This window comes from Brumimicrobium glaciale, from assembly GCF_004152935.1.
GTDB classification, from domain to species: Bacteria; Bacteroidota; Bacteroidia; order Flavobacteriales_D; family Crocinitomicaceae; genus Brumimicrobium; species Brumimicrobium glaciale.
The window spans coordinates 205,719-229,886 of sequence record NZ_SETE01000005.1 but is presented as its reverse complement, the minus strand read 5'-3'; the positions used below and the strand labels follow the sequence as shown (position 1 = coordinate 229,886).

Annotated in this window: 21 protein-coding genes; 16 read left to right on the top strand and 5 right to left on the bottom strand. The window is 34.3% G+C overall.

The window, feature by feature from the left end:
• Window positions 1-142: 142 nt before the first annotated feature.
• The 3 genes from ERX46_RS12635 to ychF all read left to right on the top strand — a co-directional run bounded on the left by ERX46_RS12635 (window position 143) and on the right by ychF (window position 1,961).
• Window positions 143-490 (top strand): hypothetical protein, encoded by a 348-nt coding sequence (locus ERX46_RS12635; RefSeq protein ID WP_130094234.1) that lies wholly within the window; start codon window positions 143-145, stop codon window positions 488-490.
• Window positions 491-559: 69 nt separating this feature from the next.
• On the top strand, window positions 560-724 hold the full coding sequence (locus ERX46_RS17530; protein WP_165366231.1) for a hypothetical protein: 165 nt from the start codon (window positions 560-562) through the stop codon (window positions 722-724).
• 139 nt (window positions 725-863) lie between these two features.
• The gene (ychF, locus tag ERX46_RS12630) at window positions 864-1,961 is read left to right on the top strand and encodes a redox-regulated ATPase YchF (RefSeq protein WP_130094233.1); all 1,098 of its coding nucleotides are present in this window, start codon (window positions 864-866) and stop codon (window positions 1,959-1,961) included.
• A gap of 219 nt (window positions 1,962-2,180) precedes the next feature.
• On the opposite strand, the gene ERX46_RS12625 is transcribed toward ychF, so the two are convergent.
• On the bottom strand, window positions 2,181-2,810 hold the full coding sequence (locus ERX46_RS12625) for a 2OG-Fe(II) oxygenase (protein ID WP_242494576.1): 630 nt from the start codon (window positions 2,808-2,810) through the stop codon (window positions 2,181-2,183).
• A gap of 829 nt (window positions 2,811-3,639) precedes the next feature.
• Here ERX46_RS12625 and ERX46_RS12620 point away from each other — a divergent pair.
• Together ERX46_RS12620 and ERX46_RS12615 are read left to right on the top strand one after the other, a co-directional pair.
• Window positions 3,640-4,047 carry a hypothetical protein gene (locus ERX46_RS12620; RefSeq protein WP_130094232.1) on the top strand — a complete coding sequence of 136 codons (408 nt, stop codon included), beginning with the start codon at window positions 3,640-3,642 and terminating at the stop codon, window positions 4,045-4,047.
• 4 nt (window positions 4,048-4,051) lie between these two features.
• Window positions 4,052-5,566, top strand: a complete 1,515-nt coding sequence (locus ERX46_RS12615) for an NAD(P)H-hydrate dehydratase (protein WP_130094231.1) — start codon at window positions 4,052-4,054, stop codon at window positions 5,564-5,566.
• 201 nt (window positions 5,567-5,767) lie between these two features.
• On the opposite strand, the gene ERX46_RS12610 is transcribed toward ERX46_RS12615, so the two are convergent.
• Window positions 5,768-7,051, bottom strand: a complete 1,284-nt coding sequence (locus tag ERX46_RS12610) for a replication-associated recombination protein A (protein ID WP_130094230.1) — start codon at window positions 7,049-7,051, stop codon at window positions 5,768-5,770.
• A 183-nt stretch (window positions 7,052-7,234) separates the two neighbouring features.
• On the opposite strand from ERX46_RS12610, the gene ERX46_RS12605 reads away from it, so the two are divergent.
• The 11 genes from ERX46_RS12605 (at window position 7,235) to ERX46_RS12555 (ending at window position 21,826) form a co-directional block, all read left to right on the top strand.
• A complete protein-coding gene (locus ERX46_RS12605) occupies window positions 7,235-7,657 on the top strand; it encodes a DUF2147 domain-containing protein (RefSeq protein ID WP_130094229.1) in 423 nt (140 codons plus the stop codon).
• A gap of 121 nt (window positions 7,658-7,778) precedes the next feature.
• Window positions 7,779-8,213 (top strand): DUF2147 domain-containing protein, encoded by a 435-nt coding sequence (locus tag ERX46_RS12600; protein WP_130094228.1) that lies wholly within the window; start codon window positions 7,779-7,781, stop codon window positions 8,211-8,213.
• A 124-nt stretch (window positions 8,214-8,337) separates the two neighbouring features.
• Window positions 8,338-8,769 (top strand): DUF2147 domain-containing protein, encoded by a 432-nt coding sequence (locus ERX46_RS12595; RefSeq protein WP_130094227.1) that lies wholly within the window; start codon window positions 8,338-8,340, stop codon window positions 8,767-8,769.
• A gap of 508 nt (window positions 8,770-9,277) precedes the next feature.
• The gene (locus ERX46_RS12590; protein ID WP_130094416.1) at window positions 9,278-9,670 is read left to right on the top strand and encodes a DUF2147 domain-containing protein; all 393 of its coding nucleotides are present in this window, start codon (window positions 9,278-9,280) and stop codon (window positions 9,668-9,670) included.
• A gap of 328 nt (window positions 9,671-9,998) precedes the next feature.
• Window positions 9,999-11,201 (top strand): exonuclease SbcCD subunit D C-terminal domain-containing protein, encoded by a 1,203-nt coding sequence (locus ERX46_RS12585; RefSeq protein WP_130094226.1) that lies wholly within the window; start codon window positions 9,999-10,001, stop codon window positions 11,199-11,201.
• A gap of 12 nt (window positions 11,202-11,213) precedes the next feature.
• Window positions 11,214-14,870 (top strand): SbcC/MukB-like Walker B domain-containing protein, encoded by a 3,657-nt coding sequence (locus ERX46_RS12580; RefSeq protein WP_130094225.1) that lies wholly within the window; start codon window positions 11,214-11,216, stop codon window positions 14,868-14,870.
• A 702-nt stretch (window positions 14,871-15,572) separates the two neighbouring features.
• Window positions 15,573-15,926: a helix-turn-helix transcriptional regulator gene (locus ERX46_RS12575; RefSeq protein ID WP_130094224.1), complete on the top strand. Its 354-nt coding sequence runs from the start codon at window positions 15,573-15,575 to the stop codon at window positions 15,924-15,926.
• Window positions 15,920-17,224 carry a type II toxin-antitoxin system HipA family toxin gene (locus ERX46_RS12570; RefSeq protein WP_130094223.1) on the top strand — a complete coding sequence of 435 codons (1,305 nt, stop codon included), beginning with the start codon at window positions 15,920-15,922 and terminating at the stop codon, window positions 17,222-17,224. Before ERX46_RS12575 ends, ERX46_RS12570 begins: the two co-directional genes overlap by 7 nt.
• A gap of 72 nt (window positions 17,225-17,296) precedes the next feature.
• Entirely contained in the window at window positions 17,297-18,265 is a 969-nt protein-coding gene (locus ERX46_RS12565; protein WP_130094222.1) for an HNH endonuclease, read from the top strand.
• A 31-nt stretch (window positions 18,266-18,296) separates the two neighbouring features.
• Complete coding sequence (locus ERX46_RS12560) at window positions 18,297-18,677, top strand: (deoxy)nucleoside triphosphate pyrophosphohydrolase (protein WP_130094221.1); 381 nt, start codon at window positions 18,297-18,299, stop codon at window positions 18,675-18,677.
• Window positions 18,674-21,826: a DEAD/DEAH box helicase gene (locus tag ERX46_RS12555; RefSeq protein WP_130094220.1), complete on the top strand. Its 3,153-nt coding sequence runs from the start codon at window positions 18,674-18,676 to the stop codon at window positions 21,824-21,826. Before ERX46_RS12560 ends, ERX46_RS12555 begins: the two co-directional genes overlap by 4 nt.
• Before the next feature lie 2 nt (window positions 21,827-21,828).
• Here the strand turns inward: ERX46_RS12555 and ERX46_RS12550 are convergent, their stop codons facing one another.
• The 3 genes from ERX46_RS12550 to ERX46_RS12540 form a co-directional block, all read right to left on the bottom strand.
• The gene (locus ERX46_RS12550; protein WP_130094219.1) at window positions 21,829-22,404 is read right to left on the bottom strand and encodes a hypothetical protein; all 576 of its coding nucleotides are present in this window, start codon (window positions 22,402-22,404) and stop codon (window positions 21,829-21,831) included.
• A gap of 228 nt (window positions 22,405-22,632) precedes the next feature.
• The gene (locus ERX46_RS12545) at window positions 22,633-23,886 is read right to left on the bottom strand and encodes a type II toxin-antitoxin system HipA family toxin (RefSeq protein ID WP_130094218.1); all 1,254 of its coding nucleotides are present in this window, start codon (window positions 23,884-23,886) and stop codon (window positions 22,633-22,635) included.
• A gap of 3 nt (window positions 23,887-23,889) precedes the next feature.
• Window positions 23,890-24,153: a helix-turn-helix transcriptional regulator gene (locus ERX46_RS12540; RefSeq protein WP_130094217.1), complete on the bottom strand. Its 264-nt coding sequence runs from the start codon at window positions 24,151-24,153 to the stop codon at window positions 23,890-23,892.
• Window positions 24,154-24,168 lie beyond the last annotated feature (15 nt).

Genomic DNA, 24,168 nt, shown 5'->3' with positions numbered 1-24,168 from the left:
ATATGTATTTAAAATACATATTTGTATATTCGATTAATTATCTGATAGTTAGGTCGTTTTAAAGGCATGTTCAATAGTGGTCTTTCAACGACTAAACTGCTAATTGATGGTTTTTTGGTAAACACATTAAAAAACACAACTCATGAAAAATATATTTTTAATCTTTCTCGGACTTATTTTCATTTCTTTCTCATGTAAAAAGAAAGAAAACGAAATCAACGAACCAAATAAAAATCCTCACAATGCAACCGTAATGGGAATAGGATTGGATTGTGGAGATGCGTATGTAATTAAATTCAATAATAATGTTTCAGGGCTTCCAGTGAATTCAGCTAGCAATAGATATTATGAACTTAATTTGCCTGACGAATTCAAAATTGATGGAATGACAGTTTATATTGAATTTAGGGCGCCCGAAAATGAAGAAGGAATGCTGTGTACAACCATGGGGGCAAGCTATCCTCAAATTTATATTACTACAGTTGAGTAAAATTCATAGTGTCTTTGTCTCAAATTATGAGATTAGCTGTAAATTAAACAAGATTTAATCGTTGAAGCAATGTTGGATTTAAAAGGTTTAGAAAATAGAATTGACAAATTGTTAGAGAAGGAAACAAAAGCTTCACTAGAAGAATGGTTGTTTGACAAAAGACACAAAAAAATCAATAAACTACTCGGTAAAAAGCCTTTTGTTCATTTGAATTCTGAAAAAGCTGCAGAGTAATGCATCCGGGTTAATAATACCTAAGTTAGCTGCTTTTATATCAATAGGTTTATTTCTCCGATATACTAATTTCAAATTCCAACACCTTTTCACTCTTTTATCAATCGCAAGCATTATCTTTGCATCAAAATATTTTCAAATGGCATTAAAGTGTGGAATTGTTGGATTACCTAATGTTGGGAAATCTACATTGTTTAACTGTTTATCGAATGCGAAAGCGCAATCGGCAAACTATCCATTTTGTACAATCGAACCTAACGTAGGAACTATTTCTGTTCCAGACCCGCGTCTAGAAAAGTTAGAAGAACTTGTAAAACCTGAGCGCGTTGTACCAACGACTATGGAGATTGTGGACATCGCAGGATTAGTAAAAGGAGCTTCCAAAGGAGAAGGTTTAGGAAATCAGTTCTTGGCAAATATTCGTGAAACGGATGCAATTATTCACGTATTGCGTTGTTTCGAAGACGATAATATTATTCACGTTGATGGTTCTGTTGATCCTATTAGGGATAAAGAAGTTATCGATTATGAATTGCAATTAAAAGATTTAGAAACCATTGACAAAAAGTTGAATGGTTTGGCGAGAGCAGCGAAGAATGGTGATAAAGAAGCGAAGAGAGCTTACGATTTAGCAGAACGCATCAAGAAACATTTAGAATCAGGAGAATCTGTTCGTGCAATGGAATTCGAAGAAAACGAATGGCCACATGTGAATGAATTGCATTTGATTACTGTTAAGCCTGTTTTGTATTTATGTAATGTTGACGAAGGTTCTGTAAAAGACGGAAATAAATTCGTTGACATGGTAAAAGAAGCAGTAAAAGACGAAGAAGCTGAAGTTTTGGTAATTGGAGCTCAAATTGAAGCAGATATTACTGAATTAGAAACTTTCGAAGAACGTCAAATGTTTATGGAAGAGCTTGGTTTGACTGAGTCTGGAGTAGCACGTTTGATTCGTTCAGCTTATAAATTATTAGCATTGGATACTTATTTCACAGCTGGAGTAAAAGAGGTTCGCGCTTGGACAGTTTTAAAAGGTTCAACAGCACCTCAAGCAGCCGGAGTTATTCACTCGGATTTCGAAAAAGGATTTATCCGTGCCGAAGTTATGAAGTATGAAGATTTCGTAAAATACGGTTCTGAAGCAGCTTGTAAAGAAGCAGGAAAATTCGGAGTAGAAGGAAAAGAATATATCGTTAAGGATGGTGATATTATGCACTTCCGTTTTAATGTTTAAGTTTTAAAAATAATTGCGCAGCAGTTAAACTGCTGCGCAACTATTTTTAAACATTGAGTAAGGAGTATAGAGTAGGGAGTTTTGAGGCATGTACTCAAAATTATTCTCTCTGAACATAAAAATAGATTTTAATAAAAGGTGGTAATGAGCAATAGCTTCGTTATCACTTTTTTGTTTTAGTCAAGACTCTCTACTTATTACTCAATACTCAATACTGTGTTACAACGCCAAAAAAGGCAATACCGCTGGCTGATACAACATCCAACCCGTAATACTTTTCCTTGAAGTATTTGAAGTCAGCACTTCATGAAATAAAGTATCACTTCGAAACATCACACAACGATTTTCTAACGGTGTAATATCAATAGCATCTTCACCTTCAGGATGGATTCTTAATTCTCCACCATCACCATCTTTCCAACCTTTGTTGAGATAAACAATTACTGAAATCATTCGATTTTTTCGACCTTCAAATTGGTCGAGGTGTTTTTTATAAAATGAACCTGGAGGATAATGCGCCAAATGAAACTCATAATCGGCTAGACTTAAATAAAGTAATCGGTTGAAAATAGTTTTTACGTCATCTAAAGCTTCAAAGATTGCAGCTAGTTCAGTGTCTCTTTCGCGTTCGAGCCAATACGTATAGTCACCACGAATTTCATTTATAACTTTAGATGTTCCAGCAGCTCCAATAGCAGATTTTTGGAATTCACCTTCTTCCTGCTTTTGTTCGAAAAAATGATGTGCTGATTTTAGACGTTCAGAATTAAAAAACTGATCGATGATAACGTAATCCTGCTGGGCCAACAAATCCATTTGTTCCTCCCAAAAATTGAGGTCTTTTTGCATTGATTTAATGAGTATAAAAATACAATTAATTAATTTAGTGAATTTATACTGAGTGAGTTTTGGGTAAAATCTTGGTTCTATATGATTTTGTGTGGGTAGATTTAAAATCTATGGTTTTAATTGAAGCTAAACGATTGTTAATTTGGTTCTACTTTTATTTAAATGGAAACTTTCTATTAAAATACTTTTCGCTTAATTTTATAAATCCCTGTTATTTAAGTGTTTATTGTTCTAAGTCCCAGAGGGACGGCATATTAATAGGGATGGACGTAAGTCCATCCGCCAAACGATACAAACCGAAACAAAACCCAACAAAATCGACCTAATTGCATGCAATTAGGTCGGTTTTGTTGGGTTTTGTATTATATCTATTTTTTTTAAACCAAGGACTTACGTCCTTGGCTATTAATATGCCGTCCGCCAACTGTCGGACTAACCAATTGAAATACAGGTCACCATATGCTTGCTTATAAAAATGAAATGATAATTTTGATAAATACTTTAAAATACAACTCGTTTAGGTAACGGTTGAATTCGTAGTAGAACTATTAATTTTTAGAAGGATTAAAATTGATTACCCACAGTATTTCATATAGAGCCAAAATCTTTCTATAAGTCAGATAATTTCTTTAAAGCGCTTTTTCAAAGTCTATTCTTCTATTCGATTAAAGTTTCCAAATGTTTATTGCTAAGAAATCAAGATTTATGATGAATAGCAGACCGATAACTATTCTGTAACACCTCTCAGCTCATTTAGAACGCTCCAATACTTTCTTTTTGCCTATCTTTGGTTTTACGTGTTTTTATTATTGATTTAAAAATTATTGGAATGAAATTTTTGACTTTGATTATAGTAGGATTGTTTTTTGTTTCATGCAAAGAAGGAACCGATTCATCTCGTGACAAAGACGTTGAGGATATTTTGAATGATGGAAATTGGAGATTAATTGAAAGTGAAAAATCTTTTGATAGATTCCAAAATGGATTGAAGTTTTCAGAGGATAATCAAGTTTTTAATATCGATTCTCAAGGTCAAGTTGTGGTGCCGATGCATGAAAGACTTTTCTCAATTTCAGGAGATACTTTGACATTTATCGATTACAGATATGAAGAGCGTTTTATTTACAGTCGAGGAACAGATATTTTGCTTATCGAAGAAATTACAAGTGACAGATTAGTGTTGAATGTTATTCATCCTGAAGGGCCAAATAAATTGATTTTAGAAAGTATACATTGATCTTATGAAAATACTAACTGCTCAACAACTCAAGAAACTTGACGCTTTCTCTACAGAACGTCAGAATATTTCAAGTGCTGATTTAATGCAGCGGGCAGCTAGTAAATGTTTCAATTGGATCAATAAAAACCTTGGACTTAATCATTCATTTTCTATCGTTTGCGGTCCAGGAAATAATGGTGGAGATGGATTAGTTATCGCGCAATTACTTTCAGAAAACAACTGTGATGTTGAATGTATCTTACTCAATTTTACGGATAAGAATTCGCCAGATTATGAGTTGAATTTAACAAAACTTCAAAAAACTGAATGTAAAATTCGCTCTATTCAATCTGAAAATGAATTAGAATCGATAAAGTTCAATGGAAAAATAGTTATTGACGCTATTTTTGGATTTGGATTGAGTCGACCAGCTGAAGGGTTAGCTGCTGTAATTATAAAACAAATTAATAGCAGCCGCACTAAAAAAGTAATCGCTATAGATTTACCTTCTGGATTATATTGTGATGAATTAAACGCAAAAGAAGATCAAATAATTCAAGCAGATTTCACCTTAACTTTTCATGTTCCCAAACTTTCATTTTTCTTTCCAGAAGGAGGCAATTCCGTAGGAAAAGTAATTGTTTTAGATATTCGATTAGATAAATCATTCGCTTCAAAATTAGAAAGTAATTATAGTTATATCACTCCTTCGAAAGTTGGTGGATTTTTAAAGAAGAGAAAGACCTTTTCACATAAAGGAACCTACGGACACGCCAACATCATTGCAGGAAGTCGAGGAAAGATAGGTGCAGCTGTTTTATCATCCAAAGCGGCAAGTTTTTCTGGAGTTGGATTGGTCACTTCTACAATTCCTTTGATTGGATTAAATGTTATGCAAATGAGTGCTCCAGTTGCCATGTGTGATGATAATTATGGAACTGACTGCCTCGAAGGAAAGATAGAAATCAATGAAAAGCATACTTACGGAATTGGTCCAGGAATAGGGAAGTCGCCAGCAACAGTTCAGTTTTTAAAGTATTTCTTAAAAGAAGTTACTCAGCCAATTGTCATTGATGCAGATGCGCTAAATTGTATTTCGGAAAACCGAGAGATGTTAAATGATATTCCAGAAAATAGTATTCTAACTCCGCATATCAAAGAGTTTGAGCGTTTAGCTGGAGTAACAGAAAATAGCTTAGACCGATTGAATAAACTTGTTGAATTCTGCAAAGAACATAAAGTTTATGTCGTATTAAAAGATGCCAGAACGATTATTTGTTCTCCACAAGGAAAATGTTCTTTCAGTTTAAATGGAACTCCAGGAATGGCAACAGGAGGAAGTGGAGATGTATTGACTGGAATTCTCACCGGACTTTTAGCACAAGGATTATCTTCAGATGAAACAACCCAACTTGGAGTCGTTTTGCATGGATTAGCTGGAGAATTTGCAGCTGAGAAGCACAGTGAATATGGTATGAATGCTGAGAGTCTTTTGGAGGAGATAGGAGAAGGGTTTAAAATGCTTTTGAAGATTTAACCGCAAAGTGCGGAGAGGTTTTCGCGGAGGTCGCAGAGAAGAAGAAGAAGAAGAAGAAGAAGAAGAATACCTGTGGCATATAGAGTTAACACAGAGCATACAGAGGGTTTTCAAACTTGTGCAGCGTCTGCCGAAGTAGAGATCACAGAAAGGTGTTTTTTGTCGTTAACAATTAATCATTGACAATTAACCATTAAAAAATTAATATTTCCCTCCCCACATTTTCTTAATTCCTTCTTCAATTTCCTGTTCTCTTTTACTGCTTCCACCTTTAAAAAACGAAGCTCCTTTCACTTCATCTGGCATGAATTCTTGAACTACGAAATTTCCAGGATGATCATGAGAATATTTGTAGCCTTTTCCGTAATCTAATTCCTTCATTAATTTTGTTGGTGCATTTCTTAATGACAATGGAACAGGTAGATTTCCAGTGGCTTTCACCAACTCTTGAGCTTGATTTATCGCCATGTAAGAACCATTTCCTTTTGGAGAAGTCGCTAAATAAATTGTGCATTGTGCTAATATTATTCTCGCTTCTGGGAATCCAATGGTGTTGATCGCTTGGAAAGTATTGTTGGCCATAATTAAAGCAGTTGGATTCGCTAAACCAATATCTTCACTCGCAGAAATAATTAAACGACGCGCAATGAATTTTGCATCTTCACCACCTTCAATCATTCTTGCTAACCAATAAACAGCGGCATTTGGATCACTTCCCCGAATCGATTTTATAAATGCAGAAATAATGTCATAATGTTGCTCTCCGTCTTTGTCATAACGTGCGATATTCTGTTGTGCAATTGAAAAAACTTCATCATCCGTAATTTCAATTTTCGAATCTTGCGGAAAAGTACTGACAACAATTTCGAGTAATGTTAGTAGTTTTCTGGCGTCTCCACCAGAAATTCTAATCAGTGCATTAGTTTCTTTTAAAGTAACATCTAGCTTCGATAAATATTCATCGCGTTTCAATGCATTTTTAAGTAACAATTCCAATTTGTCTTTCTCCAAAGATTCTAAAGTATAGACTTGACAACGAGAAAGTAAAGCTGAAATTACCTCAAAAGATGGATTTTCAGTTGTAGCTCCAATTAAAGTCACTACACCTTTTTCTACAGCTCCTAAAAGTGAATCTTGCTGTGCCTTTGAAAATCGGTGAATCTCATCAATAAATAAAATCGATCCAGCACGATCAAACATTCCTTGATTTTCGGCTTTCTTAATTACCTCACGAACATCTTTCACTCCAGAAGAAATCGCAGACAAAGTATAAAAAGGGCGTTTCAATTGGTTAGCCAATAAGGTTGCCAAAGTTGTTTTTCCAACACCTGGAGGTCCCCATAAAATTAAAGAAGGCAAAACTCCAGCATCAAGCGATTTTCTCAAACTCGCCCCTTTTTTTAGCAAATGTTCTTGACCCACATATTCATCCAAGTTTTTCGGACGCATTCTTTCTGCTAATGGAGTTGTTGGAGCGTGTAACATAATTGCTATTTTTATGCAAAAATAGGGAATTTGGTCGATATTTTGATGAGTAAAGCTTTTATCATTAGAAACCTTGTTGACCAGTTTAAATCGTTTGATTTATATGTTAAATAAGTAAAAATATAATCTGTGAAATACCTTATTTTTGAATGTTTTATTATTTTTAATTAAAAGAAGAATAGAATGAAATATATTTTAGCGATTTGCATTTGTGTGCTTAGCTTTTTCAGTATTTCTCAAAGTATTGAAGGGGTATGGAATACTTATAACAGTGCAGGTGAGATTAAATCCGAAGTTGAAATCTATATCAAAGACGGGAAACTTTATGGAAAGCTCATTAAGTTGCATAAGGCCGCTGTAGCTAAAAGCGATGCGAGATGTGTTAAGTGTACAGATTACAGAAAAAATCAACCTATAATAGGAATGGTATTTATTTCAGGTCTTAAAAAGTCAGGAAATGAATGGACGGGTGATAAATTAATTCTTGATCCTAATAAAGGGGAGGTATATGACGTGAAAATATGGTTAACCGATGATGATGAACTTGGTGTAAGGGGGTATTTGGGATGGTTTTACCAAACAGAATACTGGAAAAGAAAAAAATAATTACGAATTTGTTAATTACGAATTACGAATTCAAAAATAACCGGGAATCGAAGATATAATGTAGCGACATTTTGTAAAACGTCCTTGGCCATTTGAAAAATAATATAAACAACTATGTAATATGAATACAATAAAATACTTTTTAATATTTCTTTTGAGCATAACTAGTTTTATAGGCTTTTCTCAATCCGTTGAAGGGATTTGGGAAACTTATTATGAGGGAACTGACAAAATAAAATCAGATGTGAAAGTCTACACAAAAGACGGAAAACTCTATGCGAAAATCATAAAGTTTTACAACATGTCGGAAGCTGAAAAAAATGCAAAATGTTTAAAGTGCACAGATTATCGCAAAAATCAACCTATTGTTGGAATGGTTTTTATGAATGGTCTTGTTCAATCGGATGATGAATGGGAAGGGGATGCAGTTTTGCTTGACCCCAATAATGGAAAAGAATACGACGGTTTAGTTTGGTTGGAAAATGAAAATAAATTGGCTGTCAGAGGTTATTTGGGTTGGTTGTATGAAACGAAATATTGGAAGAGAAAGAGTTAATTACGAATTCAAAAATTCAAGGTTTCAACGTTTGTGGAGAGATCATTAAAATATTAGCCTTTTTTATTAGAGCATAAGTCAATTAAATTCAAAAATTATTATCTAAAATAAATAACTTTGTGATATGAAAACGATAAAATACTTTTTAATATTCCTTTTGAGCATAACAAGTTTTATAGGCTTTTCTCAATCCATAGAAGGAGTTTGGCAAACTTATGATGATGAAACAGGTGAATTAAAATCTGATGTAAAGATTTATAAAAAAGACGGAAAACTCTACGGAAAAGTTATTAAACTGCACGTTGTAGAAGACCTTAATGTAGTTGCAACTTGCCAATATTGTACGGATTATAGAAAAGACAAACCGATTGTAGGAATGTTGGTTATGTCTGGATTAAAACAGTCGGGTAGTGAGTGGGAGGGCGATGGCGCTTTACTAGATCCTGAAAACGGAAAGACCTATGACGGTGAAGTTTGGCTGATAAATGATAATAAATTAGCAGTTAGAGGATATATTGGTTGGTTTTTTAGAACGCAGTATTGGAAAAAAAAATGAAAAATGAAAAATGAAAAATGAAAATTCAAGGATTTTTAAAATTCCATCAATCGAAGAGATGATGTAGGGACGTTTTGAAAACGTCCTCATCATTCGAAAAAACAATTCGAGAAATTCAAAAATTCAATGATTTTCAGAACAACATCAATCGAAGAGATAATGCAGAAACGTTTTGAAAACATCCGAATCATTCGAAAAAAACAATTCGAGAAATTCAAAAATTCAACGATTTTCAGAACAATATCAATCGAAGAGATGATGCAGAAACGTTTTGAAAACGTCCGAATCATACGAAAAAACAATTCGATAAATTGTAAAATTCAATGATTTTCAGAACAACATCAATCGAAGAGATTATGCAGAAACGTTTTGTAAAACATCCGAATCATTCGAAAAAAAATCATCGTTTATTGAAATAAAAGTCAATTAAATACGATATTAATGTATCTATTAAAAGTACTTTTACAATATGAAAACGATGAATTTCCTTTTGATTTTATGTCTGAGTATGATGAGTTTTTTTACCTTCTCTCAAAGTATTGAAGGTGTGTGGGAAACTTATGATGACGATTCGGGAGAATTAAAATCAGAAGTAAAAATCTATATTAAAAACGGTAAATTATACGGTAAAATCATCGAATTACACAATTTAGATGTCCCATTAAAAGATGCGCTTTGTTATCTCTGTACAGATTATCGAAAAGATAAACATGTGATTGGGATGGAAATAATTACCGGACTAAAAAAGTCTGGAAACGATTGGAAAGCTGACGATGCTCTTTTAGACCCTAACAACGGGAAATTATATGATGCCACTTTTTGGTTAATCAATGACGATAAACTTGCCGTTCGTGGATATGTGGGTTGGTTTTTTAGGACGCAGTATTGGGTTAGGAAATAATGATGGAGAAGTAATGATGGAATTACGAATTATGAATTACGAATTCAAAAATTCAAAGGACAAACATTTAATCGGAGGTACAACGTAGGGACGATTTGTAAACTTAACGAAGCGATCTCATGACCAAAGGGAGTAAACGTTCTTTTCTTTTATAAAATTATTTAAAATCCGTGAGCATCCGTGTTCGTAGATCTGCGTCATCCGCGTGCCATTACAGCGCTCCATTACATAAGCACCCAAATCATCACAATCAATTCAATTTTCTTATATTTAAAACTCGATTAATAAAGCTGATTTTTCGCCTTAACTCAAATTCAATTATCCTCAAATGAAAATACTTCACACCGCCGATTGGCACCTCGGACACCGACTTCACGAACAATCTCAATTTGAAGAACAAACACTTTTTCTGACGTGGATTGAAAATTACATTGCCGAAGAAAAAATTGATGTTTTGCTGATATCGGGTGATATATTTGATACCAACGCGCCTTCAAATCAAAGTTTGGAGATGTATTATAATTTTTTGATGAAGTTGAAAAATACTTCTTGTCAGTCGATTATCATTACTGGGGGAAATCACGATTCGCCAGGGACATTGAATGCGCCGCGACATTTGCTGAATGCGCTGAATATAAAAGTGGTGGGAAAAGCAACGGAAAATATCGAAGATGAGGTTTTTGAAATTGATATCAATGACGAAAAAGTAATTGTCGGAGCTGTTCCTTATTTACGTGATGGTGACATTCGAAAAGCGGTTGCAGGTGAATCTTTTGAAGATTTGACCGATAAATACAAACAGGCTTTAATTTATCATTACGAAGAATCTGCAGCCCAATGTGAGTTGATCAATTCGACAAAAGCGCCTGTTATCGCGATGGGACATTTATTCGCTACTGGTGGTTCAGTGTCTGAGAGTGAACAGAATATTTATGTGGGAAGTTTAGGACATATTGGAGCTGGAGATTTCCCAACGTATTTTGATTATATCGCTTTGGGACATTTGCACAGGCCACAAATCATTGGTGGAAATGAAAAAGTGAGGTATTCTGGTTCGCCAAATATTCTCAGTTTTAGTGAAATAAAATACGACAAGAAAATTATTATTCTGACGATTGAAAACAACGAGATTTCTGCGATAAATGATGTTTTGGTTCCACGTTTTAGAAATTTCTATAAAATCGAGGGAACAGTTCAAGAATGTATTGAAAAGTTCCCTGATCTGATTTCTAATGAATATGGATTGATTCCATGGGTGGAAATTGCCTTGACGCAAGAGCACAATATCAACACAGATGAATTGAAGAAAGCTGCAGAACCTTTTCCGTTCGAAATTCTTAAAACAGCGCTGAAAAATCAAAGGCGTTTGCGAGGAATTGAAGAATTGTTGGAAGAAACAAAATCGATAAAAGAACTTTTGCCTACCGAAGTTTTTAAGCTGAAATGCAAGGAAATTGGTTATGATTTAGAAGAAAATCCAGCCATTGAAGATGCGTTCAATGAAATCTTACAGTCCGTTAAAAATCAATAAGTCCCGATTGAAATGAAAATATTAAAAATAGAATTACAGAATTTAAACTCATTGAAGTCGGATACGCCAATAGTTATTGATTTTGAAAATGAGATGTTTAGAGATGTTGGATTGTATGCGATAACCGGTTCAACAGGAGCTGGGAAAACGACGATTTTGGATGCCATTACCATTGCTTTGTACCACAGTGTTCCGCGATTCAATAATTCAAAGGGAACTTTGTTGGATGTTGTGAGTCATGGCGCAACGGATGCGTTTAGTCGGGTGACTTTCGAAAATGAAAATGTTACATACGAAGCATATTGGGGAATGCGATTGGCTTCAAAAACGGGTAAATTACTTGCTAATCCACAAGAGGAGGTGAGTTTGAAAAATCTCACTTCTGACACTATTTTATCTTCTCAAAAAAGAGCGGTAAGTGAAGATGTGATTCGTGTTACGCAATTGGATTATGATCAGTTTTTGCGTTCTGTAATGCTCGCCCAAGGAGAATTTGCTTCTTTCCTAACGGCAAAAGGTCCAGAAAAAGGTAGATTGCTTGAACAAATTACTGGCGAAGAGATTTATAAGAAAATTGGTCAAGCTATTTTGGATAGAAAAGCCAAGGAAGAAAATGCCTTACGCGATATTCAATCGAAAATAAATTCAGATGATGTCCTTTCTGAAGAAGCAAAAATTCAATTAACGACAAAAGATAAGGAACTCGATGTTCAGATTTTAGCCGCTGAAAAAGAGATGAATTCCATTCAAACGATTGTGAATTGGTATTTGAAATCGAAAGAATTAGCTGCTGAAACTGAAAAATTAGAATTGGATTCTAGTGCAGTAAATCTTGAGTTCGAAAATCATAAAGCTGAATTCGAATTATTGGATTTAAATGAAAAAGCTGAACCATTCAAAGAGCTCATTCAAAATTTCAATAGAAATGAAAAAACTAGTCTTGAAAAAACAAATCAACTCAAGCTTTTAGAAGAACAATTGTCTCAATTAAAACCAGAAATTGAGCGATTAACAGCATTGACTAAGACCCAAAATGAGGAATTAGAATTAGCGGATAAAAACTATGAAGCTTGGCAACCAAAATTTGATTTGGTCACGAAATTGGATGGGCAATTAAAGAATGAAGCTGATAATCAACAGAAATCTAAAAAACTCCTCGATGAGGTTCAAACTTCGTTAAAATTGTTGAGTGATGAGAAAAATGAATTTTCTAAACTTTCCGAAGCAACAGAAAAGAAGATAAAGATTGACGAAGACTTTGTGACGCAAAACAAATTCTTAGCGGAAGTAAGTCAAGAAATTTCCAATTGGACATCAGCATTAACGAGCTTAAAAGGAAATAAAGAAACGCTGAATGAAAATATTTCTGGCATTCAACAGAGAAAGAAAGAAGTTGAAAAATCTATTACTGAACTCAATTCCAATAAGGACATTCTTCAAACTAAAAATTCAGAAATTGAGAAGATTGAGAAAGCAATCAATGATATAAATACGCAATTAGCGAAGGAAAGTTTAACTGATTTACTGGCGGAAGAAAAGAGGTTTTCTGAAATTAATGCGCAATGGAAACAGCTGAAAAACTATTCAGAAGAATACGCTAAAGATGAAAAAACGTTGCTTGTTTTAAAGACGGAAAACGAAACTTTTTCTTCCGAATTGGTAAATGTGAAAAAGCAGATTGCTGACATTCAAAAGCAATTAACAGAACAAGAAACTGCTGTTGGGGATGCTCAAAAGATTCTGGATTTAGAAAAAAGCATAGCCAAATATGAAGCAGACAGACAAAATTTAGTTGATGGTCAACCTTGTGGATTATGTGGTTCCAAAGAACATCCTTTTACAGAAAAAGTAGAGGCTGCAGGGATTTCTCAATCAGAATTAGAATTAAAAAATAGACAAGATAAATTAAAATCATTAATCGATTCAAAATCTGAATTAGATAAAAAAGAAGTCAAGATTTCTACTGATATTGAAAATCTAACCAAGCAAATCAATTCAATCAATGATGATTTAAAATCAATTTTATTCAAATCTAAAGAGTTGGGAATAGAAGTTGAATTGACTAATTTATCAAAGATTGAAATCGAAATTAATCAATCTTCAAATCAGTTAAATTCATTAGGAGAGAAGATTAAAACTGCTCAGAAATTACAATTAAATAAAGATAAATTATCTGAATCTTTTAAATCTCAAAATCAATCCATCGAAGCATTAAAAACCAAAGATGCCACACTTGGAGAGAAGATCAAGAATGTTCAATCTGAAATTGAGTCAAAGCAGAAATCTGTTGAATCATTGACAAAGATATGTGTCGATTTAGAAAGCGATTTAAAATCTAAAATCGCTCGTTTTAATTATGAATTACCATCCATTGAAAACACAAATTCATTCATTCAAGAAATTGAAAAAGCTATTCAGCAATTCAATTTAACCCAAAAGAATTTAGATAAATTAAAGAGTGATTTAAGGGTGTTTAAAAACAGTTTAATTGACATTGAAAAGCGAACTGAAACTTCGGTAAAATCACAAACGGAATACAAGAAATCCATTTCTGAAAGTGAAACGAAGTCAAATCAGCTCAAAACAGACAGAATTGCCATTTTACCACTTGAAATTTCAGTAGAAAATAAGCGCAATAGTCTGCAGGTTCTTCGGAAGGGATTATTTGACAAACTAGATTTAAGTAAAAAAGAATTACAAAAGCAGTTAGATCTTCAACGAGAGAAAGAAGCGATAAAACTGGAGAACAAGAAAGAGCAATCCGTTCTAAAAACAGAGCACGATTCACTGAAATCAGCATTAGATATGCAAATTTCAGAAAGTGAATTCGAATCCAAAGAAACCATCGAAAAAGCCTTGTTGAGTCGAGAAGATAAACTGAAATATACCCAAAACAAAGAGCGAATAAAGGAAAAACAGTTGAGATTAAAAACACTAAAAGAAACAAATCTCAAAGCCATTGAAAAGCAAAATGAAACGAAGAATTTCGAAACCACAGAAGAGCAAAGCAAGACACTTTTCGAAGAATTGAAAGTCAAAAGAGATGGTTTTTCAGCGGAAAAAGGAGAAGTAAAAGAAGCGTTTAGAAAAGACCAAGAAATTAAGGACAGAAACCAAGAAGTGTATAAACAGATTGAAGCACAAGAAGCAATTTGTAACGTCTGGAGGGAATTGTTTAAGATCATCGGAAATTCCAAAGACGCCTTCAATGTCTACGTCCAACGCCTAACCCTAAAACATTTATTGGATTTGGCCAATGTGCATTTGTACAAATTGAACAAGCGTTATTCCTTAAAAATGGAAGAGGACTACAAGCCAAAAGAAGAACTCAATTTTAATCTCATCGACCACTATCAGACCGATCAAGCAAGATTAGTCGACACATCCAGCGGTGGTGAAAAATTCATCATAAGTCTAGCGTTAGCACTCGGATTGTCAGATTTGGCGAGTAAAAACGTAAAGATTGATTCACTGTTTATTGATGAAGGCTTCGGAACACTAGATAAAAACACCTTGGAAACAGTGATTTCTACTTTAGAAACGCTGCAATCACAAGGCAAGATGATTGGAATTATTTCGCACGTGGAGAATTTGAAGGAGCGGATTCCGACGCAAATTATGATTGAGAAAAGAAGCAACGGAGTGAGCGAAGTGAACTTCGCAGGGTGAGTGAGCGATTGCGCTGAAGCGCAGGGAGAGGAGACGCTTTTCCCCTAAATTTCAGATATGAAATTTCACGAACATGGTACGGATGGTTTGTAAACCATCCTCTAATGCTCATTCCTAAAAGCAAAACCTCAATAAAGCGAAGCCAAATCTCTCTTTTTAAAAGCGTTTTCCTTTCTCCTTAAATTTAAAAAATTTCAACTAGCATGGAGCGGACGGTTTACAAACCGTCCGTACCACTCTTATGCTTATTCGCAAGCGATTAAGGAGGCAAAGAATGATTCTCATTTTTGATTAATTGATTTCCTTTTCCCCTAAATTTCATATATTAAATTTCCCTGAGCATGGTACGGATGGTTTGTAAACCATCCTCTAACGCTCATTCCTAAAAGCAAAAACTCAATAAAGCGAAGCCAAATCTCTCGTTTTTTAAAAAGCGATTTCCTTTCTCCTCAAATTCTGAAACTTCAACTAGCTTTGAGCGGACGGTTTACAAACCGTCCGTACCACTCTTATGCTTAATCGCAAGCGATTAAGGAGGGAAAAGATAAAACATCATCTTTTTATATTGGTAAAAACCAATTTTAATTCCATAAAACTTATTTAATATTGGTTAAAGCCAATATATTTTTATTTTTTGTCTAATAATATTTTCGTATATTTGTTGGTAAATACTGGTATTAATGTGTTTAAACAACTATAACAATGGGAAAAACTAATATTGATTGGTTTCAGATGGCAGATGCTGCAATAATCTCGAAAATTGGGCATTTTATAAAAAAGACTCGCTTAGGGTTGAATAAAACACAGAAACAGTTGGCTGAAGACGCTGGTTTGAACAGTTGGACGATTAGCCAAATTGAAAATGGAGAAGCCATAAATTTAACGAGTTTAATTCAATTATTAAGGTCGTTAAATGCTCTGCATGTTTTTGATGCTTTCGAAATAGAAGATGAGATTAGTCCGCTGGCCTATGCGAAGTTAAAACGAAAAGAACGTGAAAGGGCAAGCGGGAATACTAATGTTGTAAATGAACCTAAGGAAGATTTAGAATGGTAGATGTCGCTGAAATAAAACTTTGGGGAACGCTCGTAGGCGCTGTTCGATGGAACAATAAAACGCAATTGGCAAGTTTTGAATTCAGTGCAGCATTTCTTAAAAAAGGTTGGGATATTTCACCTATAAAAATGTCTATTTCTGAAGGTTCTCGAATTTTTACTTTTCCAGAGTTACGCAAAGGGAAGAATGACAATGTTGATACTTTCAAAGGATTGCCAGGACTTTTAGCAGATGCCTTGCCGGATAGGTATGGAAATCAATTGATCAATGCTTGGTTGGTAAAAAATGGTCGACCGGCAGATAGCATGAATCCTGTTGAACAATTGTGTTTTATTGGAACAAGATCGATGGGAGCACTTGAATTTGAACCATCAAAAATCTCAAAACAATCTTCTTCCAACATTGAAATTAGTAGTTTAGTGAGTGCTGCACATCAAATGCTCGCCAAAAAGACAGAATTAAAAACGAATCTAAACGAAGACGAACGAAAAGCATTAACCGATGTATTAAAAGTTGGAACTTCTGCTGGTGGTGCACGTCCTAAAGCTATAATTGCTTATAATGAAAAAACTGGTGAAGTAAAATCTGGTCAAACTAACGTCCCTGAAGGTTTTGAGCATTGGTTGCTAAAATTAGATGGTGTAAGCGATGCTCAATTTGGAGAAAGTCACGGATGGGGAAGAGTAGAATATGCCTATTATTTAATGGCAAAAGATTGTGGAATTGACATGATGGAAAGTCGCCTACTAGAAGAAAATGGCAGAGCACACTTTATGACCAAAAGATTTGATCGAGAGGGGAATACAAAATATCATATCCAAACTTGGTGCGGTTTGCAGCATTACGATTACAATAATTTATATGGATATTCTTACGAACAATTATTTCAAACTATGCGTGTTTTACGTTTAACCTATCCGCAAGCAGAAGAAATGTTTAGAAGAATGGTTTTTAATGTTTTAGCAACTAATTACGACGACCACACCAAAAATTTCTCTTTTCGATTAAAACAAGGTGAATCTTGGGAGTTAGCACCTGCTTATGACCTTTGTTATTCTTATGATCCATCAAATATTTGGGTGAGCCAGCACACTTTGAGCATTAATGGAAAGCACAAGGATATTTCCAAAGCTGATTTAATGACCATTGCAAAAGCAAATAGTATTAAAAAAGGTGAGGCGATAATTCAGAAGATTAGTGAGGTGGTGGGCAATTGGGAGGTTTATGCTGAGAAGGGTAAGGTTGAAAAAGGGTTGAGGAAGGTGATTGGTGGAGCGCATTTAGGGATGGGGTTGTAGGTGGTTGAAATAGAAAATTAAGTACATTCACAAGTTCAAAGATTTATTAGTACAGCTTAAATTTATAATCATTTGGAAAACGAAGATCAATTAGCAAAGTATCTGTTTCAACTTAAAAAATTGAGGAGGGATAGGAATAAGGAAAGAGGAGATGCTCCGCATAAGGTTGTTTTGTTGTTGGCGATAATTGAAGGAGTCGAGAACGGAGATATTATTTCCAACCGTATTTCTGTGACACCAGAGTTGGTGCTTTCATTCAAAAGTATTTGGTCTAAAATTGTTGTAACGGATCATTTGCAGAATTTTGCAATGCCATTTTTTCGATTGAAATCGGATGGATTTTGGAAACTACATTCTAAACATGGTTCATTTATTCCAAGAATTATTTCAACTTTTATTGGTTTAAGAGAAGCTATTTCATGCGCCGAAATGGATAAAGTTCTATTTTCATTTCTTTTAAACCCAATTTCTCGTGAAGTAATCAAGTCAGAATTGCTGAATCATTATTTTGCCGACACAAAAGACAGGTTGACAAATGCTGAAAATGATTTTGTAAATGAGCTTACGACTCAAGTTTTAAATAATGACCGCATCACATACGCTGAAAGAATAGCAGAATTAAGAATTAAAATGCAAGTCAGTGACTTTGAAGAAGAAATTTATGTGAGAAGTGGGATTTTTAAACGTGAAATTCCAAAGATTTACAATTACACCTGTGCAATCTCAGGATTAAGAATAGAATCGACAATCAACGCTCAGTTGGTTGACGCTTGTCACATTACCCCGTTTTCAATTTCTCAAGATGACACTGCAGGAAATGGTTTTAGTCTAACTCCAACTATTCACCGAGCTTACGATCGTGGATTAATCACCATTGATGAAGATTATTTGGTGCGTATTTCTCCGAACATTACTGAAGTTGATTCGGTTTACTCGTTGAAGCAGTTTGATGGAAAAAAGATTTTGTTGCCGGTTAAGAAGTGTTTTTATCCTTTGCAAGAGAATTTTGGATGGCATCGGAGGGAGTGTTTTTTGGGGTGATTGTTCATAATATTTTAACTAAGTTAGTAAAATGATAAAAGTGGTGTGTGCTATAATTCAATTCGAAGATAAAATCCTGATTGCTCAACGTAGCGAAACAATGAGTTTACCTCTGAAATGGGAATTTCCAGGTGGTAAGATTGAGGAAGGTGAGAATAAAGAAGAGGCATTAGAACGTGAGATTTATGAAGAGTTGAAAATGAAGGTTGAAGTTAATGAAGCGTTGACTTCATTTGAACATCATTATCCAAATTTTTCGATTACATTATATCCTTTTCTTTGTGAGGTGAAATCTACAGCGTTTTTAAAAACGGAGCACAAGGAAATACGATGGGAAAAGAAAGAGAATTTACATACTTATGATTGGGCTGCAGCAGATATTCCAATTCTAGAAGAAATAGGAGAGATATGAAAATCGGTGTTTATGAAAGCTTAATAACAGAGACTCTAAAGCAAAAGTTAGAAGGTTTAGATAGGGAACAGTTTTTTGTTGCAGATAAAAAACCACTCGATAAAGCAGAGGCCGTTCACTTTCTATCGCTTCACTTACAGAAAGCCTTTCAAAATGCCTTGAATGCAATCAAAAGCATTAAAGGAGAACACGGATCAGTTGTTAAGCAGCAAATTCAAATAACTAATCAACTTTTAACACATCTTTCTGACCAAATTGAAGGGTATGATTTCAATGAAGACCTTGTAGCTTCTAGCGGTCGTATTTTGGAAGGGGTTTTAGATCAAATAAATTCTGATTATCAATCTTTAGATTTAAGATTGAGTGAAATAATGCCCGAAACCCGTCTGGTTCAAAGCGCTTTGTTTGTTGGAGGAAATGAAGGATTGTCCTTGGATACTGAGTTAAAGAAAGAAATTCTGTCTTCTGATAGAGTTGATTTATTAGTTTCTTTTATAAAATGGAAAGCCATTGTAATTTTAAGGGAAGCTTTTAGAGAATTCACGCAAAAGGGAGGGAAACTCAGGGTGATCACGACGACTTATATGGGAGCGACAGACGCGAAAGCAATTGAAGAATTATTTCAATTGCCAAATACCCAAATCAAAATTTCATATAACAATTCTAACGAGCGCCTTCACGCTAAAGCTTATTTGTTTAATAGAAATACAGGTTTTCATACAGGGTATATAGGTTCATCTAACTTTTCTCGTTCTGCACTTACTGATGGGTTGGAATGGAATGTTAAAGTGACGACAAAAGAGATTCCGCATATAATTGATAAGTTTCAAAAGACCTTTGATAGCTATTGGAATAATTCTGAATTTGAACTTTATGATTCGAGTAAATTAGAAGATTTAGACAAAACATTACAACAAAATAAATTTGGTAAATCTACCCAAGAGATTGTTAATTTTTTTGACCTAAAACCATATCATTATCAGTCTGAAATTCTTGAAAAACTAAAAGTCGAACGAACAGTTCACGGATCATTTAAAAACTTAGTTGTTGCAGCTACTGGAACAGGAAAAACGATGATTTCGGCTTTTGACTATAAGAATTACAAGCAAGAAAATCCACAGTCGAAGTTTCTGTTTATAGCGCATAGGATTGAAATTCTAAGACAATCGCTTCATACCTTTCGAAATGTACTAAAAGATCAGAATTTTGGAGAGTTGTTTGGCGATGGATATGAGCCAACAGCGAAGAATGCTGTTTTTGCAACTATTCAAACCTTAGCAGCGCAAGCAGAAACATTTACTGATCCGGAATATTACGATTACATAGTAATGGATGAGGTTCACCATGCTTCTGCAAGAACCTATCAAAAAGTTATAGATTATTATCAGCCTAAAATCTTGCTCGGACTTACGGCAACTCCCGAGCGTATGGATGGGGAAAATATTTTGCAAGATTTCAATTACCGTACAGCTGCTGAAATTCGTTTGCCGGATGCGTTAAATAATAAACTGCTTTGTCCATTTCAATATTTTGGACTTTCTGATGCTATTGATTATTCAAGAATCAAATGGAATAATGGAAGGTATGATGTTGAAGAATTGACGAATATTTTGACCGCGAATGACATAAGGGTAAATGATATTCTCAAAAACCTGATTAGTTATACGAAAGATTATCGGAATGTGAGTGCAATCGGTTTTTGTGCGAGCATTAAGCATGCTACTTTTATGAAGAGTAAATTCTCAGAAGTAGGTTTATCAGCAGAATGTTTAACTTCTGAAAATTCAAAGGATAGGATTGATGTTTTACATCGCTTTAAATCAAAAGAGATCAATTATTTGTTCGTTGTTGATATTTTTAATGAAGGTGTTGATATTCCAGAAATAGATACAGTTTTATTCTTGAGACCCACAGAAAGTTTAACCATTTTTCTCCAACAATTAGGACGCGGATTACGACTTAAGGACGGGAAAGATGTATTGACGGTTCTGGACTTTGTTGGTCACGCAAGAAAAGAATATGATTTTGAAAATAAGTTTAGAGCGTTAATTGGTAAAACTGAAACAACGGTTCAACACGAGATAGAAAAAGATTTTCCAAACTTACCTTTAGGAAGTGCTATTGTTCTGGAAAAACAAGCGAAAAAACATATTCTAGACAATATTCGACAAGCAACGAATATGGGGAAGTCTAAATTGATTCATCTATTACAAACTTTTAGTAGTCATACCGAACTTCCATTAACACTCGAGAACTTCTTGTACATCTTCAATTTAAAGTTGAAGGATATTTATAAAAATCATACATTTCATTCTTTAAAAAGTGAAGCGTTAGGTGAGCATTTCGAGAATACGAATTTCGACCAGTACAAAGCAATGCTTGGAAAGAAATGGATTGTCACTGAATCAATAAGTTATTTTAAGTTTATTTTGGCGCTTATTGATGTTGATTTTGAGGTGCGAAAAGTATTGAATAGTCGAGAGAATAGTTTAATGGCACTAATGCTCTATTATGATTTTTATCAAGGTCCAGTGGCTGACTTAACTTTGGAAAAAGGATTGAAGGAAATAGGAAGTAACAAAGCTTTTGTAAGCGAAATACATTCTTACATTACAATAAAAGTAGATCAAATTGGTTTCGAAGAACTACCTTGTGTATCAATGGAAGATAGATTTCCTTTAAAGATTCATTCGCGCTATACCAGGGATCAAATCTTAGTTGCTTTAGGATTAAGCACGATTGACAAGAAGAGTTCAAATAGGGAAGGAGTAGCGCAAAACAAAGATAAAAACGTTGAAGCACTTTTTGTCAACCTAAAGAAATCAGAAGAAGATTTTTCTCCAACAACAATGTATGACGATTATGCCATTAGTGAAACCTTATTTCATTGGCAATCACAAAACAGTGCTTCTCCTGAAAGCCCTAAAGGTCAATCTTATATTTTACAGGAGAAAAATGAAAAGAAGATTATGTTATTTGTTCGAGAAAGTAAGAAAAATGCAGAAGGCTTCACTCAAGGATATGTATTCATCGGACCTGCCCAATATGTATCTCACGAAGGAGCAAAACCAATGTCAATAAAATGGGAGTTAGATGAAGCTATTCCTCATTATTTGTGGAAGGAGAGTGCGAAATTGTCGGTTGGGTAATCTCACTTCCCAACCCTCTCCCAAAAACCCTCCAACTCCTCTGGCAACAACCCCTTTTCAAAAAACAATTCTTCAAAAATTTCAATAAACTCTAGTGTAAAACTAAAGTCATCCCTAAGCAAATAAAAAATTACATCAGGTTGCTCATTGATGACAATCATCTCTTCGTTTCCAAAGGCATTAGCATCTGCAATAAATTGGGGATAAGGTCCAAGTCCAAATTTTAAGTTTTTGATCAGCCATTCTTTCGATTCATGTTGTACATCTTTTAAGCGGTGGTATTCTTTTATTTCTTCCATGAAATAAGACTCTCTACGGACGTATTCAGAAATTTCATTTAGCGAATGATAGAAATCTAAAAATGAATGAAGATTAATGATGATAGGGTAAAGAGGATGGGCTTCTAGGTCTGAATTAGGCGAATAACTTATATTGTTGTCTCTATAATAAGTTGTGATCTCAGAATGGAAATCAGCATATTTTAATAGCCACCATTCAATCTTATCCAAACTCATATATGGAGTGTCAATAAGTGATTCGAAGTCGTTTAGGTATTTTCCAATGTTGTCATTTTTCATGGTGGTGATTTTAGGATTTAAGTTAAATTTACAAATGAAGATACAAAATATAAATGAATCAAGTCTAAAAGAAATGGAAGGATTTTAATTTGTTATTGTCTGGCAGTATTAATAATCGATATCTGTAGAAAGAAAAACACATCCTTTTGCTCAATTAATATTGCATATCGCAATACGCGATATATTAGTCTGGAAAAGCACGTTTAGGAACCTTTTTCAAGGTATAATTTAACCAATATCCTCACCAATCCTTTTCACCACAAGCTCAGGAATATTCTGCTCTACGGCAAGCTCCGTCCATCTAGAAGTTAATTCTTGAACTTCTTTTATAATACCATTAGGATTCTTAATCGAAAATTCTTCTGCAATCGCAAGAATATCTTGCTTTGTGATGTCAGTTCTTTTACTATTGATTGACAATGCGCGGGATGTAGTCTTGAAATTTAGCAAAGGATTTAACGCATAAGTTAAGTCATAAGCTGGACTTAAATTCCAAGCGTTATTTTCTTTATCGTAAATAAAACTATGGTTTTTTAAATGGTCGTCCACATTTTTAAAAACGAGGTTGAACACCATTCTTTTAAATAATTGCTGTAAATCTTTGTGTGGTACTTTTAATGCCGTTGCCACTTTAAAAACATTTTCATAAGATGAGTTTTCGGGTTGACTTTTAAAATCCCAACCGGTTAATCCTGTAACCGTAAGTACATGTTGCTTTTCTCCATTTTGTCTGTCATAACGCAAGGTGGCGAAGTGTTTATCATCAATTAATTTCGAAGGCATCATTTCAATACCGATTTCTTGGGCGAGTTGATAATAGATGTACTCTACTTTTTCTTTGTTATAACCTTCTTCATTATCTAAATGAAGTTTCACCAAATAGTGATCGTATTCATTGCTAGATACTTTATCTCCTGCAGTTATTTCCTTTGTTTCCTTATGTTCAGAGATTAATATTTTCGGTCGCACACCTCCAGCCGAAGTACCAATTTTGAAGACATTCAGTAAGGCTATTTCATCCAGCTGATCACCTTTGGTATTTTCTTTTAAATTCAAGACTTTTTCCAGCACAGAAATGATTTCATCCAAATTTAGATTAGAGGTTTTTGGGAGGATTTTGACTGGCTTATACTCCAATGCTCCCATTCCACGATCTGCAACGTATGCTAATTGTTCTAGCGGAGTTACCTTCTGAATCCCTTTGGCGTTCAACCATTCTTGAAATATAATATTTCCAAAAGTGTCAGGTAGAGAATCAGCAATCATAGGAGGGAGTCCTAGGAATGTTTCCTGTTGATATTCTGAAAATACTTGCACAGGTTTTATTGATTTGAAAACAAAGGGAAACATATTAGAATATTTTCCAGATTCTAAAAACTCAGGATTGTATTGGAAATAAGACTTTTTTTGGTCTAAATCGTAGCCCAACTTGCCTATTTCGATGCCAAAAGCCCAAACTTCTATGATTTTATCTCTTCCCATATTCTAATAAAATGAAATGTTATTTTGTTTGTCAATGTTATCATTAATCCCTTTTAGGATGTCTTCTAGCAATCCAAAATGATTGGCCACTTTTAGCACATTGTCTAAGGTAGCATTTTTACCGTTTTCTATATTTTGAATGGTTGTGCTGGAGACTTCCAAAGCTTTAGCGAGTTCCTCCCGTGTTAAATCATTTGCCGTCCGATTCAACTTACAAGCTTCACCAATCCTAATTTTCACTTCTTTTATTGTTGTAGTTTTAAACATTATATTTGGTATTAT

What these genes read in the sequence shown, in the direction of transcription:
- ERX46_RS12635 (WP_130094234.1), top strand. Translation starts at nt 143, where the DNA reads ATGAAAAATATATTTTTAATCTTTCTCGGACTTATTTTCATTTCTTTC.
- ERX46_RS17530 (WP_165366231.1), top strand. Translation starts at nt 560, where the DNA reads ATGTTGGATTTAAAAGGTTTAGAAAATAGAATTGACAAATTGTTAGAG.
- ychF (WP_130094233.1), top strand. Translation starts at nt 864, where the DNA reads ATGGCATTAAAGTGTGGAATTGTTGGATTACCTAATGTTGGGAAATCT.
- ERX46_RS12625 (WP_242494576.1), bottom strand. Translation starts at nt 2,810, where the DNA reads ATGCAAAAAGACCTCAATTTTTGGGAGGAACAAATGGATTTGTTGGCC.
- ERX46_RS12620 (WP_130094232.1), top strand. Translation starts at nt 3,640, where the DNA reads ATGAAATTTTTGACTTTGATTATAGTAGGATTGTTTTTTGTTTCATGC.
- ERX46_RS12615 (WP_130094231.1), top strand. Translation starts at nt 4,052, where the DNA reads ATGAAAATACTAACTGCTCAACAACTCAAGAAACTTGACGCTTTCTCT.
- ERX46_RS12610 (WP_130094230.1), bottom strand. Translation starts at nt 7,051, where the DNA reads ATGTTACACGCTCCAACAACTCCATTAGCAGAAAGAATGCGTCCGAAA.
- ERX46_RS12605 (WP_130094229.1), top strand. Translation starts at nt 7,235, where the DNA reads ATGAAATATATTTTAGCGATTTGCATTTGTGTGCTTAGCTTTTTCAGT.
- ERX46_RS12600 (WP_130094228.1), top strand. Translation starts at nt 7,779, where the DNA reads ATGAATACAATAAAATACTTTTTAATATTTCTTTTGAGCATAACTAGT.
- ERX46_RS12595 (WP_130094227.1), top strand. Translation starts at nt 8,338, where the DNA reads ATGAAAACGATAAAATACTTTTTAATATTCCTTTTGAGCATAACAAGT.
- ERX46_RS12590 (WP_130094416.1), top strand. Translation starts at nt 9,278, where the DNA reads ATGATGAGTTTTTTTACCTTCTCTCAAAGTATTGAAGGTGTGTGGGAA.
- ERX46_RS12585 (WP_130094226.1), top strand. Translation starts at nt 9,999, where the DNA reads ATGAAAATACTTCACACCGCCGATTGGCACCTCGGACACCGACTTCAC.
- ERX46_RS12580 (WP_130094225.1), top strand. Translation starts at nt 11,214, where the DNA reads ATGAAAATATTAAAAATAGAATTACAGAATTTAAACTCATTGAAGTCG.
- ERX46_RS12575 (WP_130094224.1), top strand. Translation starts at nt 15,573, where the DNA reads ATGGGAAAAACTAATATTGATTGGTTTCAGATGGCAGATGCTGCAATA.
- ERX46_RS12570 (WP_130094223.1), top strand. Translation starts at nt 15,920, where the DNA reads ATGGTAGATGTCGCTGAAATAAAACTTTGGGGAACGCTCGTAGGCGCT.
- ERX46_RS12560 (WP_130094221.1), top strand. Translation starts at nt 18,297, where the DNA reads ATGATAAAAGTGGTGTGTGCTATAATTCAATTCGAAGATAAAATCCTG.
- ERX46_RS12555 (WP_130094220.1), top strand. Translation starts at nt 18,674, where the DNA reads ATGAAAATCGGTGTTTATGAAAGCTTAATAACAGAGACTCTAAAGCAA.
- ERX46_RS12550 (WP_130094219.1), bottom strand. Translation starts at nt 22,404, where the DNA reads ATGAAAAATGACAACATTGGAAAATACCTAAACGACTTCGAATCACTT.
- ERX46_RS12545 (WP_130094218.1), bottom strand. Translation starts at nt 23,886, where the DNA reads ATGGGAAGAGATAAAATCATAGAAGTTTGGGCTTTTGGCATCGAAATA.
- ERX46_RS12540 (WP_130094217.1), bottom strand. Translation starts at nt 24,153, where the DNA reads ATGTTTAAAACTACAACAATAAAAGAAGTGAAAATTAGGATTGGTGAA.